General features: G+C 74.6%; 15 protein-coding genes. 10 read left to right on the forward strand and 5 right to left on the reverse strand.

What is annotated here, in order from left to right:
* Positions 1-80: 80 nt before the first annotated feature.
* The gene (locus ABT048_RS11765) at positions 81-1589 is read right to left on the reverse strand and encodes an outer membrane protein assembly factor BamB family protein (protein ID WP_350521193.1); all 1509 of its coding nucleotides are present in this window, start codon (positions 1587-1589) and stop codon (positions 81-83) included.
* Positions 1590-2054: 465 nt separating this feature from the next.
* Here ABT048_RS11765 and ABT048_RS11770 point away from each other — a divergent pair, with 465 nt between their 5' ends.
* Together ABT048_RS11770 and ABT048_RS11775 are read left to right on the forward strand one after the other, a co-directional pair.
* Positions 2055-2408: an SH3 domain-containing protein gene (locus ABT048_RS11770; protein ID WP_350521194.1), complete on the forward strand. Its 354-nt coding sequence runs from the start codon at positions 2055-2057 to the stop codon at positions 2406-2408.
* 32 nt (positions 2409-2440) lie between these two features.
* Positions 2441-3130 carry an alpha/beta hydrolase gene (locus ABT048_RS11775; protein WP_350521195.1) on the forward strand — a complete coding sequence of 230 codons (690 nt, stop codon included), beginning with the start codon at positions 2441-2443 and terminating at the stop codon, positions 3128-3130.
* Positions 3131-3148: 18 nt separating this feature from the next.
* On the opposite strand, the gene ABT048_RS11780 is transcribed toward ABT048_RS11775, so the two are convergent.
* Both ABT048_RS11780 and ABT048_RS11785 read right to left on the reverse strand, forming a co-directional pair.
* Entirely contained in the window at positions 3149-3364 is a 216-nt protein-coding gene (locus tag ABT048_RS11780) for a hypothetical protein (protein ID WP_350521196.1), read from the reverse strand.
* Positions 3365-4037: 673 nt separating this feature from the next.
* The gene (locus ABT048_RS11785) at positions 4038-4964 is read right to left on the reverse strand and encodes a LysR family transcriptional regulator (protein WP_350521197.1); all 927 of its coding nucleotides are present in this window, start codon (positions 4962-4964) and stop codon (positions 4038-4040) included.
* A 126-nt stretch (positions 4965-5090) separates the two neighbouring features.
* On the opposite strand from ABT048_RS11785, the gene ABT048_RS11790 reads away from it, so the two are divergent.
* The 8 genes from ABT048_RS11790 (at position 5091) to ABT048_RS11825 (ending at position 10340) form a co-directional block, all read left to right on the forward strand.
* On the forward strand, positions 5091-5816 hold the full coding sequence (locus ABT048_RS11790) for an SDR family oxidoreductase (RefSeq protein WP_350521198.1): 726 nt from the start codon (positions 5091-5093) through the stop codon (positions 5814-5816).
* Complete coding sequence (locus ABT048_RS11795) at positions 5809-6489, forward strand: ester cyclase (protein ID WP_350521199.1); 681 nt, start codon at positions 5809-5811, stop codon at positions 6487-6489. Before ABT048_RS11790 ends, ABT048_RS11795 begins: the two co-directional genes overlap by 8 nt.
* Before the next feature lie 136 nt (positions 6490-6625).
* A complete protein-coding gene (locus tag ABT048_RS11800; protein WP_350521200.1) occupies positions 6626-6982 on the forward strand; it encodes a DUF6204 family protein in 357 nt (118 codons plus the stop codon).
* 73 nt (positions 6983-7055) lie between these two features.
* Positions 7056-7547, forward strand: a complete 492-nt coding sequence (locus ABT048_RS11805; RefSeq protein WP_350521201.1) for a MarR family winged helix-turn-helix transcriptional regulator — start codon at positions 7056-7058, stop codon at positions 7545-7547.
* A 174-nt stretch (positions 7548-7721) separates the two neighbouring features.
* The gene (locus ABT048_RS11810; RefSeq protein WP_350521202.1) at positions 7722-8408 is read left to right on the forward strand and encodes a class I SAM-dependent methyltransferase; all 687 of its coding nucleotides are present in this window, start codon (positions 7722-7724) and stop codon (positions 8406-8408) included.
* Positions 8405-8782 (forward strand): sulfurtransferase TusA family protein, encoded by a 378-nt coding sequence (locus ABT048_RS11815; RefSeq protein WP_350521203.1) that lies wholly within the window; start codon positions 8405-8407, stop codon positions 8780-8782. Before ABT048_RS11810 ends, ABT048_RS11815 begins: the two co-directional genes overlap by 4 nt.
* Positions 8783-8892: 110 nt before the next feature.
* Positions 8893-9834: a polysaccharide deacetylase family protein gene (locus ABT048_RS11820; protein WP_350521204.1), complete on the forward strand. Its 942-nt coding sequence runs from the start codon at positions 8893-8895 to the stop codon at positions 9832-9834.
* A gap of 41 nt (positions 9835-9875) precedes the next feature.
* A complete protein-coding gene (locus ABT048_RS11825) occupies positions 9876-10340 on the forward strand; it encodes a hypothetical protein (RefSeq protein ID WP_350521205.1) in 465 nt (154 codons plus the stop codon).
* Between the two features lie 67 nt (positions 10341-10407).
* Here ABT048_RS11825 and ABT048_RS11830 read toward each other — a convergent pair whose 3' ends face one another.
* Both ABT048_RS11830 and ABT048_RS11835 read right to left on the reverse strand, forming a co-directional pair.
* On the reverse strand, positions 10408-11415 hold the full coding sequence (locus ABT048_RS11830) for a MerR family transcriptional regulator (protein WP_350521206.1): 1008 nt from the start codon (positions 11413-11415) through the stop codon (positions 10408-10410).
* 168 nt (positions 11416-11583) lie between these two features.
* Positions 11584-13029 carry an RsmB/NOP family class I SAM-dependent RNA methyltransferase gene (locus tag ABT048_RS11835; protein ID WP_350521207.1) on the reverse strand — a complete coding sequence of 482 codons (1446 nt, stop codon included), beginning with the start codon at positions 13027-13029 and terminating at the stop codon, positions 11584-11586.
* Between the last annotated feature and the right edge of the window lie 276 nt (positions 13030-13305).

Consider the following 13305-nt stretch of genomic DNA (forward strand, 5'->3'; position numbering starts at 1 on the left):
GCCGCGCCGCGGGCGGCACCGCCGACCATGCCGTCGGCGGCGTGCCCGGTGAGGGGCCGCCGCCGACGCCCGATCACCCCTCACTTCATCCCGCGCACCGGCGGCTCGTCCCGCGTCCCGTCCTCCGCGACCACGGTGAACTGCTTGGGCCCCGACACCGAGAGGTCCACCGGGTACAGCGACGACGTGCCGTTCACGTCCAGCTCGGCGTTCCGCCGTCCGGTCGCGGCGTCCACCCGGGTGATCCGGTTGCGCGTCATCGCCCACACCGACGTCCCGTCCACGACCAGGCCCGAGACCTGGTCGTCCAACCCCGCCGTCCACCGCTGCCCGCCGTCCGCGAGCGAGTACGCCACCAGTCGGCCGGTCGCACTGCGGACCGGGTTCCTGCCACTGCCGATGGTGACGTCGCCGGGCCGCTCCCCCGGCACGACGAACAGGTCCCCGACGACCACCCCGCCGAACAGCGGCCGGGCGTCGAACTCGTCGAAGGCGTGCAGGCCGCCCAGCATCACGTCCAGGTCGTACTCGCTCCCGGACACCGGGATCGACGCCCGCGGCCGCCCCGCCCGGTCGAAGCTGAGCACCGCGTGCGTCCCGCGCTCCCCCTGGGCGTCGACCCACACCGCGAGCGGATCGACCGACACCACCGCGAGGTTCTTCAGCCCGCCCACCACGGGCAGCGCGATGCGCGCCTGCTCCCGCCCGTCCTCGGCGGCCAGCGACCGCAGCACGGGCGCCGCCGCGCCGCACTGCGCGACCGTCACCACGTCCGCCGCCCCGCCGGCAACGTGCAGCGGGGCGCAGCCGGCGTCGGTCGTCCCGCGCCACACCGCCGCACCGTCCGCGAGCCGGACGGCCCGCCAGCCGTCCTTCTCCTGCAGGACGGCCTGCCCGCCGGCGACGGTGACCACGTCCGGCGTCGCCGCGTCCCCGTCCCGCGCCGGCGCGTCGACGGCGGTGGTCCAGCCCTCCCTGCCGTCGGAGAGGTCGAGCGCGGTCACCGCGGTGCACGGCTTGTCGTGCGGCGAGTGGCCGATCAGCCCGACGGAGCCCTGCCCGGCGGTGCCGGCCCCGACGCCACGGCTCATCGCGCACACCGAGTCCTCCCCCGGCAGCGTCCAGTGCCACACGACGGCCCCGGTGGCACTGCGGTAGGCGACCACCTGGTCGGGGCGGACCCGCACCACCAGGTCCCCGGCCGTCCAGCTGCCCAGCGCGCGGGTCGTGGACGGCCGGTCCAGCGGGGCCTTCCAGGCGTCGTCCACGCCTTCACCGGCGAAGGCGAAGAAGATCCCGAGCCCCAGCAGCATCCCGACGGCGATCGCCGGGAAGCCGCGCCGGGGGTGGATCAGCGCCCAGACCAGGCCCCCGCCGCACGGCATCAGCCCGAGGATGCTGATGATGCCCAGGTATCCGAGGCTGTCGCCGCCGAACCCGTTCGCCGGCCCGAGCAGTGCGGCCAGCCCGATGGTCGCGAACAGGCCGCCCAGCACCCCGCCGGCGACCACCATCCAGATCTCCTTGTCCCAGGCGAACCTGGCACCCCACCCCGCCCGGACAACGCTGTCCTCGGGCCCAACGGCCATGCCGTTCTCTCCCCTGCGACGCGCCGCCCACCGCATCAGGACGACGATCATCGGATCGTCGCAGAGCCCCCGGTCATCCAAAACAAAGAGCAGGGAAAACCCCGGCCATCACCTGCACATGCGAGGCGCCGAATGGGGTGATCGTTACGAACTCCCTCCTCGCCACCAGCGGAGCAGGAAGTCGGCCCGACCGACTTCCTGCGGCTTGACCCTCCGCCCCTGCTCGGAGCAGCACACGGACCTGCCCGCGGGCCCGCAGCACGTCGCCCAGGCCGGGACGACCTGGTCGAAGCGCTCCCCCGGTCGACAACGGAGCAAGATTCTCCCCGCGGTCGGAGGGCGACTGCTCCCCGACTCCGCCCACTCGAACGGGTGAGCCTCGACGCCCGACAGTGCGCACACGCAGGGTCCGCTCGTTCTGCTGTACATGACTCCCCCGCCCGTCACGCCGTCACCGCCGTCCGCGTGCACCGCGCCGCCGAGGCCCCCGTGGCCGTGACCGCCCGGGCGACGGCAGCGGTCCTCTCCCTCGCGATCCTGCTCGTGCCGGCCGCGGTCACACCGGGCGACGAACGGCCGCCCGCGGTCGGGGCGGGCTGGTGGGAGGTCTCGGCCGACGCCGCCAACGTCCGGCTCGACCACTCCGGCGGAGACACCGTCGTCGGGCTGGCCTGCTCCGGTGACGTCGTCGAGGTGACGGACAGCTGGACCTCACCGCTCGGGGCCCGCTGGGCCAGGGTCATGGTGGCGCGCAGCGGGGTCACCGGCTGGATCCTGGAGTCCCTGCTCACGCACCGGGCCCCACCCCCGGAACCGTAGAATCCGCCTGTACACCCCAGGGAGGATTCCGCGTGTTCCTAGCGCACCGTGAGCGCACCCCAGAACTCACCCCGTGGCAGGAGGAAGGGCCGGTCAACGGCGTCGCCCTGCTGCTGCCCGGCGGGTTCATCCGAAGCCGCCGCGGACCAGTGAAGGTCGCCGAACTCGGCCTGCGGGAGCTCGCCACCGAGCTCACCGAGCGCGGCCGCCCGCACGGCCTCGCCGTCCACGTTCTGCGCTACCGCTACGGCGGCTGGAACGGCGACGACGCCGACACCGCCGTCGACACCCGGTGGGCACTCGACGAGCTCGCCCGACGGTACGACGGCGCGCCGGTGGTCCTGATCGGCAACTCCCTCGGCGGCCGCGCCGCCTTCTGGTGCGCCGGACACCCCTCCGTCGTCGGCGTCGCCGGGATCGCCCCCTGGCTGCCCAGCGGCGACGCCGTCGACCAGCTGGCCGGCCGACGGGTGCTGATCGTCCACGGCACCGGCGACAACAGCGCGGCCAACGCCACCCAGTCGCTGGAGTACGCGCTGCGCGCCCGCCGGGTCGTCCCTGACCTCGCCCGCTACGAGATCCCCGGCGGCAACCACTACCTCCTCCGCGAGACCCGCGACATCAGCGCACTCACCACCGCCTTCACCCTCGCCACCCTCGATGCCGAACCCGCGGCCCTCGCCACCGGAGCCGTCTGCACCCGGCTCCCGGCCCGGACGTAGCGAACCCCGTCGCCCCGTTCACCGCGGCACCCGGTACTCACCGATCCGGACGCGGACGAGGAGGCCGGCCGCACAGAGCGCCTGCAGGTCCCGGCGGACGAACTTGGGCTCCGGCCGGGGCCGGTAGAGCTCCCAGGCCCGCTGCCGGGTCCAGGTGCCGCCGGCGCGGTGGATCGCGGCGAGGAGAGTGCGGCGCCGCTCGGCGGGCGGCGCGGTGGGCTCGATGTCGGTCATGCGGCCATGGTTCCGCAGCAGCAGTCCCGGCGGGAGTGCCGTTCGGCAGGATCGGCCCGGCCACTTCCCCCAGGATTCCTGCCGATCGGCACATGCGCGATCGGGACCGGAGCAACCACTCTTGGAGTCACCGAACGGCAGCCACCCGGGCCGCCGCAGAAGGAGGCTCTGCCATGCATCCGCCCGAGGCCTACCTGGCACATCGTCACATCTGCTCAAGTCGAACCGACTTCATCGCCCACCCGACAGCCCGAGCCCGCGAACGACCCGCACCTCTCCCCGATGCAACACCGCTGCCCACCACGGGACGGGCCGCCGCCCTCACCCCACCCCGACCACCGCCGGGCCGGGCGGGTGTGAGTGCCGGCAGTGAGACCACCTCGCCCAGACGACACCGCCACCCACCCGCACCGCCCAGCCGAGCCGACCCGCGAGACACCCACCCCGACGGCCACCCTCCACATCCCACCCCAACCACCGCCCAGGCCAGACGGGCCCACCTGGGCACCCACCCCAACACCCCCACCCCGCCTCAACCACCGCTAGGCCCGGCCGATTGACGCGGGCCTGGGCGGCCAGGAGGTCTGTAGCCACGGCGAGCAGACCGATCCCGGCCGGGGCCGTGAAGCCACCTCCCCCCACCCACCCCAACACCCCCTCAGCCCACCTCACATCACGCCTCCACCACACCCCCCAACCCGGCCACCGACAGGCCAGGCGGATTGACCCGGGCCTGGGCGGCGAGGAGGTCGGCGAAGGCCACGGTGAGCGGGTCGGGGCGGGTGCGGGTGTAGGCGGTGAGGGTGCGGCGGATCGGTGGGTCCGGGCGGAGCACGGCGCCGTCGAAGTGCGGCGGGACGATGTTGGCGGGCACCAGGGCGGGCCCGAGGCCGGCGGCGGCCAACAGCGGTGCGGCGGAGGTCTGTTCGGCGCGGACGGCCGCTCGGGGGTGGAAGCCGGCCTGGGCGGCGACGCGGTCGAGCAGGTCGGCGAGGCCGTTGTCGGGGGCGTAGTGGACCCAGGCGCGGTCGGCGAGTTCGGCCGGCGCGATCGTGCCGCCGGGGCGGTCGGCCAGCGGGTCGTCGGCGGGCAGGACGACCACGAACTCCTCGACGCCGAGTTCGCGGATCGGGCCTTCCCAGTCGGCCGGGGCGGGGCCGACGGCGACGTCGGCGCAGCCGGCGGCCATGGCGGCCTGGAGCCGGTCGGCGTGCGGGTACTCACGCAGCCGGATCTGCACGCCGGGGTGGAGTCGGCGCCAGGCGCGCAGGACGGGCGGCAGGATGCCGAGGCTGACCGAGTAGACGGCCGCGACCTCCAGCTCGCCCTGCTCCAGTCCGGCGGTGCGCCGGGCCACCGTGCGGAGGCGTTCGGCTTCGGCGAGCGCGGCGCGGGCGTGCGGCAGCACCGCCCGCCCCATCGGGGTGAGCCGTACCGAGCGGGGCAGGCGTTCGAGCAGCGGGCCGCCGACGGCGTTCTCCAGGGCCCGCATCTGGTGGGAGAGCGCGGGCTGGGTGACGTGCAGCTGTTCGGCCGCACGGGTGAAGGATCCGGTGTCGACCACCGCGACCAGGTATTCGAGCTGCCGGAGCGTTGCCATGAACAGATGTTATCGACTGCATCGAAAACAAGCCTTGGACTCATCACACCAGGTCGGGGGAGGGTCGTGGTGCGGCCGCCGCAAGCGGACGGTCGGCCGCTTCCCCGATGACGAAGGAGTTCTCCCGTGTCCGATGACGGTTCCCTGAAGGGTCGACGTCTCGTGGTGGTGGGTGCGGGTTCGCGCACTGGGCGGGCGCTCGCCAAGGCCGCGTCGGCGGCCGGTGCCGACCTCGTGTTGGCGGGTCCGGATCCGCGCAAGCTGGAGTGGACGGCCGGAGAGCTGTCCGGGCCGTCGGAGGTGTTCTCACTCGACCTCGCGGACGAGCGGTCGATCGCCGAACTCGCTTCCCGCCTGGGCTCGTTCGACCACCTGGTGTCCACCGCCGCGATGCCGGCCAACGGGCCGCTGCGGGAGCTCGACGCAACCGATGTGCAGCGGGCGTTCGCAGCCAAGGTGATCGGGCCGCTGCTGCTGGCGAAGCACCTGGTGGGGCAGGTCGCCGAGGGCGGCTCGTTCACGTTCTTCTCCGGTGTCGCCGCCTGGCGTCCGGCCCCCGAGCGCACGGTGATGGCCACCACCAACGGCGCGCTCGCCTTCCTGGTGCAGGCGCTGGCGGTGGAGATCGCACCGGTGCGGGTCAACGCGGTCTCCCCCGGCATCGTCGACACCGGTTCCTGGGACGGCCTCGGTGCCGACAAGGAGGCGTTCCTGCGCGGCGTGGCCGGGCGCAATCCGGCGCGACGCGTGGGCAGTCCCGACGACCTGATCAAGGCGGTGCTGTACGCGATCGACAACCCGTACGTCACCGGCACGGTGCTGCACGTCGACGGGGGCGGTCGCCTTGTCTGACCTCCGACGCTCGGACGCGGCCCGCCGACGCCCGCGACCGCGGACCGGCACCGCCGCCCGCGCCGCCGCCGTCGCCTTCGCCCTGGCCGCCCTGGCGGGCGGTACCGCCGCGGCCACGCCCGTCCACGGGGCCGGCCGCCCCACCGCTGACGCCACCGCCGACCGCCACGAGTCCTCGCGCTCCTGGCCGCAGCGCCTGGTCGACCGCTCGCCCGACCTGGTCCAGCCGAAGGCGCTCACCGTGGACCGTTCGATCGGCTCCCGGCGCGCGGCCCAAGAGGTGCGCCTGGCCCAGCAGTTGTACACGTTCTGGAACACCGGGCAGCAGCGGTACCTGGACGCGGCGATCAGTCCGCAGTTCAGGGACAACACGCTGCCGCCCGGCCGCCCGCAGGGCCCGACCGGCCCGGCGCTCGCCTCGCGCACCTTCCGCGCCGCCGTGCCTGACCTGACCTGCGAGCTGTCCGACGTCCTGGTCACCGGGGACAAGATCACCGCCAGGCTGGTCTTCCGCGGCCACTTCACCGGCACCTTCAACGGCGTCCGCGGTGAGGGCCGGTCCGTCGAGTTCAACGCGATCGACATCCAGCACGTCGGCACCGACCGGATCGTCGAGGACTGGCACATCGAGGACAACACGATGCTGCTGACCCAACTGGGCGTCAGCAGCTGACCGCCTCCCCACCCGGACCCACGAACCCCACGGCCACGAACCGCCGACCGCCGACGCGACGACCGCCGACGCGACGACCGCCGACGCGACGAAATCGCGTTGGCGGTCGGCAGCCCCTCCTGCCTATGGTCGGGGGATGACTACCCGAACCTTCCGCATCATGGTGCGCGGCGTCTTCGACGGCCTCACCGACGGGCAGCGCGCCGAACTCCTGGCCGCCGCGCCCGAGCACGACGTGCTGCACGCGGCCTTCACCCGCGAGGGCCACCTCAGCTACGACCTCTCCGCGCGGTCCGCCTTCACCTTCCGCTTCCTCGACGAGGGCGAGGCCGAGGAGGACATCCTGGCGGCCACCGAACGGGCCGAGCAGGCGGCGGAGAGCTGGCTGACCGCCCGCGGCTACGGCTTCAAGAACCTCCGTTCCCAGGCCGAGGACCTCTCGCAGGCACCGCTCGGCAAGCGTCAGCGCCGCGCCGCCAACGCCGCCGGCTGACCGACCCCCTCCCCCCGGCCATCTCCTTGACGGCTCTCCGTAGGGATATACTTGAGCAGTCAAGGAGGTGGCAATGACAGAGCCCGAGACGACGGAACCGACCGACACGCCCCCGAGCCCCGATCCGCTGGACACCGCCCTGCGGCTGGTCCGCGCCCAAGCGGCCGTGGTCAAGCGGTTCGACGCGAGCCTGAGCGGCCTGCACGGCGTGAGCCTGTCCGACTTCACCATGCTGCTCCACCTCGCCCAGGCCCCCGGCGGCAGGATGCGCCGGGTCGACCTCGCCGAGGCCCTCGGCCTCACCGCCTCCGGCGTGACCCGCGGCCTGGCACCGCTGGAGCGGATCGGCCTGGTCACCCGCGAGGCCGCGGCCCGCGACGCCCGGGTCGCCTACGCCGCCCTCACCCCGACCGGTCGCGAGCGGCTCGCCGAGATGCTGCACACCGCACGCCAGGTCGCCGCCGACCACTTCGCGGCCGGGCAGTGGAGCCCCGAGGACCTCGGCCGGCTGTCCGCCCTGCTCACCCGACTCGGAGGCACCGCCCCCGGCACGCCCCTCGGCTGAGCAGCGCCACCGGAGACCCGCGGGGGCCACCGCCGCACCCCGGTCCTAGGCTGAGCCCGGTCCACCTGACCACCTGACCACCCGCACCCGCACCCGCACCCGCACCCGCACCCGCACGGATACGACCGCACCACCCCCGCGCGACCGCACGACCACCCCGCGAAGGGCAGCACCATGACCCACACCCCCGGCGACACGCCAGGCCGGGAGCCCGCCCTCGCCGACACCCAGCGCGCGCACTGGCAGCGGACCTACACCGCCAACCCCGGGATGTACGGCGAGCTGCCGTCCGCCCCCGCCGCGTACGCCGCCGAGGCCTTCGCCGCCGCCAGGGCCCACGACGTGCTCGAACTCGGCGCCGGCCACGGCCGCGACGCCCTGCACTTCGCCCGCGCGGGCTTCCGGGTGCTGGCCACCGACTTCAGCCCGACCGGCCTGGAGCAGCTGAGCGCAGCAGCCGCCGGCCAGGGCCTGGCCGACCGGCTCTCGATCGTCACCCACGACGTGCGTGACCCGCTGCCCCTCCCCGACGCCTCCGTCGACGCGGTCTTCGCCCACATGCTGCTCTGCATGGCGCTCTCGACCGACGAGATCACGGCACTCGTCGCCGAGGTCCGCCGCGTCCTGCGCCCGGGCGGCACCTTCGTCTACACCGTCCGACACACCGGCGACGCCCACTACGGCGCCGGTACCGGCCACGGGGACGACATCTGGGAGCACGGCGGCTTCGCCGTCCACTTCTTCCCCCGCGAGCTGGTGGACGCGCTCGCCGAGGGCTGGCACCTCACCGACGTCCACCCCTTCGAGGAGGGCGAACTGCCCCGCCGCCTCTGGCGCATCACCCAGGAGACCCCCCGATGACCTCCCCGGCCACCCCGTCCGCCCCGCTCGGCCCCGACCGCACGCCGCTCGGCCCTGACGGCACGCCCCCCGCGCCCGACCGCACCGCCCCCGACCTCACCATCGACGGCACCGGCCTGCTCTGCGTCCAGCTGCTGCTCCGCCTGCGTGCCCGCATCGCGCACCTCCCGGCCGGCGCGGTGGTCCACATCCAGACCACGGACCCCGCCGCCCCGCTCGACCTGCCCGCCTGGTGCCACCTCACCGGCCACGAGTACCTCGGCCAGGTCCCGTACGAGGCCGCCGACCGCGAGGTGTACGGGCTGCGCCTCACCTCCGCCCCGGTCCGGACCCGCCCCGACCGCCCCTGGCACCCGGCCCCCACCACCGGCTGACCCACCGACCCATCGCACCGACCCACCGCACCGACCCACCGCGCCACCCCCGTTCGCCCCCGGTGGAAATCCCCGCGCGCCCACCCCGGGAGCCGGTGCAGACTCCCCCCATGCCCGCCACCGACCCCGCCACCGACCCCGCCGCCTCCCCCACCCCCAGCGCCAACGCCCTCCTCCACCACCCGCCCGACGCCCGCCTCCTGCTGCTCAACTGCGACGACCTCGGCCGGGACGAGTCCGTCAACCTCGCCGTGATCGACGCCGTCCGGAACGGCATCGCGGCCTCCTGCAGCCTGATGACCGTCTGCCACGCCGCCCCGCACGCACTGCGGCTCCTGCGCCGGCACCCGGACGTCCCCTTCGGCGTCCACCTCACCCTGGTCTGCGAGTCACCGCACCTCCGCTGGGGCCCGCTGGCCGCCCGCGACCGGGTACCGTCCCTCCTCGACGACACCGGCGGGTTCTTCGCCCCCACGCCCGCCGGACGCTCCCGACTGCTCGAACGCGCCCGGCTCGACCACGTCGAGCGCGAGTTCCGCGCCCAGATCGACGCGGTGGGGGCGGCCGGTCCCGCACCGACCCACCTCGACTTCCATTGCCTCGCCGACGGCGGCCGCGAGGACATCCTCGACCTCACCCTCGCCCTCGGCGCCGAGTACGGCCTGGCGGTACGGGTCTGGCTGCCACCCGCCCTGGCCCGGATGCGCCGGCTCGGCCTGCCGGTCGTCGACCACGACTTCCTCGACAGCTTCGCCGTCCCCCTGGACGACAAGCCCGCCCACTACGCCCGGCTGCTGGCCGCGCTCCCGCCGGGCCTGACCGAATGGGCGCTGCACCCCGGCCTGGCCGGGCCCGACCCGCGTGCCCCGCACGACGACGGTTGGCACGTGCGCCGCACCGATCACGAGTTCCTGGTGTCCCCCGAGGCCCCTCGGCTCCTCGCCGAGCACGGCATCACCGTCATCGGCTACCGGCCCCTTCAGGAAGCCTGGCAACGGGCCCGAGAACGGCTCACACCCGACTTCCCTCCACCGGCCGGTGTGCCACGATGAGGGACTACGAACAGTCGGGAACCACAGGGAGGTTGACCACCATGAATCCGGATCAGACCCTCCACTGCCAGTGGCACGACCAGGCCGGCCACTGGGCACTGACCGTCAGCCACAACGGCCGCGAGTGGGAGCTGTTCGCCGCGGGCCCCTTCGGATCCGAGTCGCTCCCGTTCGCGCACTCGGACGAGGTCCGGCGGCTCGCCCAGGCCCTGCTGGACCTGCCCGCCGAACCCGAGCCCTACGAGTTCGAATGGGAGCTCTCCCGGACCGAGTTCGCCCGGACGGAGAGCGAGCGGAACCACTTCGCGACCTTCGCCGTCGGCCTCGACCCCAGCGACGACCACCGCCCGTACCTCGCCTTCCAGTCCTACTTCCACTGGGGGCAGACGACCGCGCTCGGCATGGAGGTGGTCTGCGACGACCCGCCGGTCGACGACCTGCGTGCCCAGGCCCACGCCTTCCTCACCGGCTTTCCCGGCCCGGCACACCCCCAGCCGAAGCCGTAGCCGTAGCCGTAGCCCCAGCCCCAACCGTCCTCGACGTGGCCACCACGCCCACGCCGCCCCTACCGGTTCAGGCCACCGCGCGCCGCGCCCAGTCCAGCTCGATCGCCCGACTCTCCGGCTCCGACCACCCGTTGACCACCGCCAGCAGGTGCAGATAGCGCTCCCGCCGCAGATCAGCCATCGCCGCCAGCCTCTCCCCCAGCCGACCCCGCAGCCGATCCCCCGACCGATCCCCCGACCGACCCCGCACCGCCTCGGCACCGCCCGGCAGCATCGCCGCGTACCGCGACAGCAGCTCCGCCGCGATCACCGCCGCCTCCGGCGACTCCGGAACCACCCCGGCCGCGACCGCCGGACCGGCCAACTCCCGTACGGCCACCGCCAGTCCGGGACGCGGTCGGCCCTCTCCGGCCTCCGCCGCCTCGTCCGCCAGCAGTCCGCGCAACACCTCCCGGAACCCGTCGTCCGCCGCCAGCTGCGCCAACTCCACCCAGGCCTCGACCTGTTCGGCCGACGGATCGGCCGGCAGCTCCGGCGTCAACGACCGCGCCACGGCCGCGAACCGGCCACCGGCCGCCGATCCGACAGCCGCCGACCCACCGGCCACCGACGCACCGGCCACCGATCCACCGGCCACCGACGCACCGAGCACTCCGGTCAGGAACTCCCCCACCAGGCGCTCCCGTTCGTCCTCCGACAGTCGGGCCAGCCGGTGCACCATCGTCAACTCCTCGGGTGTGGACCCGCGCCTGGCCACCGCGCCCAGCACGGCCCGCTGCAGTCGCAGCACCCGGATCCGGACGTCGAGCGCCTCGGCGTGCGCCGCCACGACGGCGGGCAGGGCACGTTCACGCTCCAGCACCGACCGGATCTCGGGCAGTCCGAGCCCGAGCTCCCGCAGGGTGCGGACCAGTTCCAGGCGCGCGACGGCGTCGACGCCGTACCGCCGGTGGCCGGCCGGGTTGCGGTCGGCCGGCGACACGATCCCCTGGTCCGAGTAGAAGCGGACGGTCTTGACCGTCAGCCCCGTCCGCCGGGCCAGCTCACCGATGGTGTAGGTCGTGTCGCCGTTCATGGCCACCACCCTGCCTCCTCCCCCTACGGGAGGTGCAAGCGACCACCTCGAACCGACCGGGCCACCCGAGGAAGCCGCCCGATCAGGCCTAGCCGAACCGACCAGGCCGCCCGATCAGGCTGAGCCGACCCGACCGTCCAACCAGACCGAACCGACCAGGCCGTCCGATCAGGCCGTCCGCCGCAGCAGCGCCAGGTACATCGCGTCCGTCCCGTGCAGGTGCGGCCACAGCTGCACGTCCGGCCCGTCCCCGAGCGCGGGGACGCCGGGCAGCAGCGGGCGCGCGTCGATCCACTCGACCCGCCCGCCCTCGGAGCGCAGCACGTCGTCCACGACCGCCCGGGTCTCCGCCAGGTGCGGCGAGCAGGTCGCGTAGCCGACCACGCCGCCGATCCGGGTGGCCTCGATCGCCGAGCGCAGCAGGTCCCGCTGGAGCGGCCCGAAGGCCGCCACGTCGGCCGGCCGGCGCCGCCAGCGCGCCTCCGGGCGCCGCCGCAGCGCGCCCAGGCCGGAGCAGGGAACGTCGACCAGCACCCGGTCGAAGCTGTCCGGCTGCCAGGCCGGGCGCGTGCCGTCCGCCGCGATCACCGTGTACGGACCGGGGTTGCCCTGCAGCGCCCGCGCCACCAGTCGGGCCCGGTGCGGCTGCTTCTCGCTGGCGACCAGCGCCGCCCCGCGCTCGGCGGCCAGCGCGCCGAGCAGTGCCGCCTTGCCGCCCGGTCCGGCGCAGCCGTCCAGCCAGATCCGGTCCGGGCCCTCCAGCGGCGCCGCGGCCAGGGCCAGCGCGACCAGCTGGCTGCCCTCGTCCTGCACGCCCGCCCGGTTGTCCTTCACCGCCGCGACCGAGCCCGGGTCGCCGCCCTCGGCGAGCCGCAGCGCGAACGGCGACCAGCGCCCCGGTGCGGCCTCGGGCAGCGCGTCGGCCAGCTCGTCGACGGTGGCCCGGCCGGGGCGGGCGACCAGGGTGACCTCGGGCCGCTCGTTGTCGGCCCGGAGCAGCTCCTCCATGGCGCTGCGCCCGGAGGCGTCCGGCTGCCAGCGGCCGAGCGAGTCCCAGAGCGCGGCGACCACCCAGCGCGGGTGCGAGTGGACGACCGCCAGGTGGTCCTCGGCGTCCCGCTCGTACGGCGGGGCGACCTGCTCGATCCAGGCGTCCAGGTCGTGGGCGCTGATCCGGCGCAGCACGGCGTTGACGAACTTCGCCTTGCCGTCGCCGAGCACCACCCGGGCGAGCTCGACGGTCGCCGAGACGGCCGCGTGGCTGGGGATGCGGGTGGTGAGCAGCTGGTGGGCGCCGAGCGAGAGCACGTCCAGCACCGGCGGGTCCACCTTGCTCAGCGGCCGGTCGATGCAGGCGGCGATGATCGCGTCGTAGGTGCCCTGCAGGCGCAGGGTGCCGTAGACGAGCTCGGTGGCGAGGGCGGCGTCGCGCCGGTCCATGCCCTTCTGCTCGGCCTCGCGGAGCAGCGAGGGCAGGATCAGGTTCGCGTAGGCGTCGCGCTCGTCGACGGCGCGCAGCGCGCGGAACGCGACGATCCGGGCCGGGTCCTTCTTAGGACGGCGGTGCGGGCGGGGCGCGCGCTTGGCGCCGGGGGTGTTGCTGGGCGTGCTCATACCTGTGTGCCTCAAGGTGCTGCGGGGGCTATCAGCTGCGGGTTGTCCACAGGAACAGTAACGCGAAACCCGCGCCGGCCGCCCTTCCGCCCACCCCGTACCGCCCCGCCGCCGACCCCTCTGCCGCCCTTCCGCCCACCCCCCAGCGCCCGCCGCCCCGCCGCCGGGCCCCCGTGATCCCCACCGCTACGATCTGACGGGTGCGCAGCTCGCACGGACGCACCGGGGGACGCCGCGTCGAAGCACGGACGCCCCCGCCATCCATCCACCAGGGGG

The sequence above is a fragment of the Kitasatospora sp. NPDC096140 genome, from assembly GCF_040303045.1.
Classification (GTDB): Bacteria; Actinomycetota; Actinomycetes; order Streptomycetales; family Streptomycetaceae; genus Kitasatospora.

Bases quoted from the DNA above. Each gene is read 5' to 3' on its own strand.
- ABT048_RS11835 (WP_350521207.1), bottom strand. From the start codon at position 13,029: ATGAGCACGCCCAGCAACACCCCCGGCGCCAAGCGCGCGCCCCGCCCG.
- ABT048_RS11825 (WP_350521205.1), top strand. From the start codon at position 9,876: ATGAATCCGGATCAGACCCTCCACTGCCAGTGGCACGACCAGGCCGGC.
- ABT048_RS11820 (WP_350521204.1), top strand. From the start codon at position 8,893: ATGCCCGCCACCGACCCCGCCACCGACCCCGCCGCCTCCCCCACCCCC.
- ABT048_RS11800 (WP_350521200.1), top strand. From the start codon at position 6,626: ATGACTACCCGAACCTTCCGCATCATGGTGCGCGGCGTCTTCGACGGC.
- ABT048_RS11805 (WP_350521201.1), top strand. From the start codon at position 7,056: ATGACAGAGCCCGAGACGACGGAACCGACCGACACGCCCCCGAGCCCC.
- ABT048_RS11810 (WP_350521202.1), top strand. From the start codon at position 7,722: ATGACCCACACCCCCGGCGACACGCCAGGCCGGGAGCCCGCCCTCGCC.
- ABT048_RS11765 (WP_350521193.1), bottom strand. From the start codon at position 1,589: ATGGCCGTTGGGCCCGAGGACAGCGTTGTCCGGGCGGGGTGGGGTGCC.
- ABT048_RS11785 (WP_350521197.1), bottom strand. From the start codon at position 4,964: ATGGCAACGCTCCGGCAGCTCGAATACCTGGTCGCGGTGGTCGACACC.
- ABT048_RS11780 (WP_350521196.1), bottom strand. From the start codon at position 3,364: ATGACCGACATCGAGCCCACCGCGCCGCCCGCCGAGCGGCGCCGCACT.
- ABT048_RS11830 (WP_350521206.1), bottom strand. From the start codon at position 11,415: ATGAACGGCGACACGACCTACACCATCGGTGAGCTGGCCCGGCGGACG.
- ABT048_RS11815 (WP_350521203.1), top strand. From the start codon at position 8,405: ATGACCTCCCCGGCCACCCCGTCCGCCCCGCTCGGCCCCGACCGCACG.